Source organism: Streptomyces sp. NPDC052225 (assembly GCF_040679615.1).
Taxonomy (GTDB): Bacteria; Actinomycetota; Actinomycetes; order Streptomycetales; family Streptomycetaceae; genus Streptomyces.
Window position 1 is genome coordinate 1 of sequence record NZ_JBFAVD010000067.1, and the last position, 1,847, is coordinate 1,847.

The 1,847-nt window shown below is 56.8% G+C and carries 1 rRNA gene; it reads left to right on the plus strand.

What is annotated here, in order from left to right:
• A 23S ribosomal RNA gene (locus tag AB0L37_RS38320) occupies positions 1 to 1,826 on the plus strand; the annotation flags it as partial.
• Between the last annotated feature and the right edge of the window lie 21 nt (positions 1,827 to 1,847).

The following is a 1,847-nucleotide window of genomic DNA, read 5'->3' on the forward strand; positions in this document are numbered from 1 at the left end:
GATGGGTAGGGGAGCGTCGTGTGCCGGGTGAAGCAGCCGCGGAAGCGAGTTGTGGACGGTTCACGAGTGAGAATGCAGGCATGAGTAGCGATACACACGTGAGAAACGTGTGCGCCGATTGACTAAGGGTTCCTGGGTCAAGCTGATCTGCCCAGGGTAAGTCGGGACCTAAGGCGAGGCCGACAGGCGTAGTCGATGGATAACCGGTTGATATTCCGGTACCCGCTGTGAAGCGTCAAACATTGAATCCAGTGATGCTAAGGCCGTGAAGCCGTTCCGGACCCTTCGGGGAATGGAAAGTGGTGGAGCCGCCGGCCCAAGTTGGTAGTAGGTGAGTGATGGGGTGACGCAGGAAGGTAGTCCAGCCCGGGCGGTGGTTGTCCCGGGGTAAGGGTGTAGGCCGTGTGATAGGTAAATCCGTCGCACATTAAGGCTGAGACCTGATGCCGAGCCGATTGTGGTGAAGTGGATGATCCTATGCTGTCGAGAAAAGCCTCTAGCGAGTTTCATGGCGGCCCGTACCCTAAACCGACTCAGGTGGTCAGGTAGAGAATACCGAGGCGTTCGGGTGAACTATGGTTAAGGAACTCGGCAAAATGCCCCCGTAACTTCGGGAGAAGGGGGGCCATCACCGGTGATGAGTCTTGCACTCTGAGCTGGGGGTGGCCGCAGAGACCAGCGAGAAGCGACTGTTTACTAAAAACACAGGTCCGTGCGAAGCCGTAAGGCGATGTATACGGACTGACGCCTGCCCGGTGCTGGAACGTTAAGGGGACCGGTTAGTGCACTTTCGGGTGTGCGAAGCTGAGAACTTAAGCGCCAGTAAACGGCGGTGGTAACTATAACCATCCTAAGGTAGCGAAATTCCTTGTCGGGTAAGTTCCGACCTGCACGAATGGCGTAACGACTTCTCGACTGTCTCAACCATAGGCCCGGTGAAATTGCACTACGAGTAAAGATGCTCGTTTCGCGCAGCAGGACGGAAAGACCCCGGGACCTTTACTACAGTTTGATATTGGTGTTCGGTTCGGCTTGTGTAGGATAGGTGGGAGACTTTGAACCAGCCACGCCAGTGGTTGGGGAGTCGTCGTTGAAATACCACTCTGGTCGTGCTGGATGTCTAACCTGGGTCCGTGATCCGGATCAGGGACAGTGTCTGATGGGTAGTTTAACTGGGGCGGTTGCCTCCCAAAGGGTAACGGAGGCGCCCAAAGGTTCCCTCAGCCTGGTTGGTAATCAGGTGTTGAGTGTAAGTGCACAAGGGAGCTTGACTGTGAGACCGACGGGTCGAGCAGGGACGAAAGTCGGGACTAGTGATCCGGCGGTGGCTTGTGGAAGCGCCGTCGCTCAACGGATAAAAGGTACCCCGGGGATAACAGGCTGATCTTCCCCAAGAGTCCATATCGACGGGATGGTTTGGCACCTCGATGTCGGCTCGTCGCATCCTGGGGCTGGAGTCGGTCCCAAGGGTTGGGCTGTTCGCCCATTAAAGCGGTACGCGAGCTGGGTTTAGAACGTCGTGAGACAGTTCGGTCCCTATCCGCTGTGCGCGTAGGAGTCTTGAGAAGGGCTGTCCCTAGTACGAGAGGACCGGGACGGACGAACCTCTGGTGTGCCAGTTGTCCTGCCAAGGGCATGGCTGGTTGGCTACGTTCGGAAAGGATAACCGCTGAAAGCATCTAAGCGGGAAGCCTGCTTCAAGATGAGGACTCCCACCCCCTTTGAGGGGTTAAGGCTCCCAGTAGACGACTGGGTTGATAGGCCAGATCTGGAAGCCCGGTAACGGGTGGAGGTGACTGGTACTAATAGGCCGAGGGCTTGTCCTCAGTTGCTCGCGTCCACTGTGT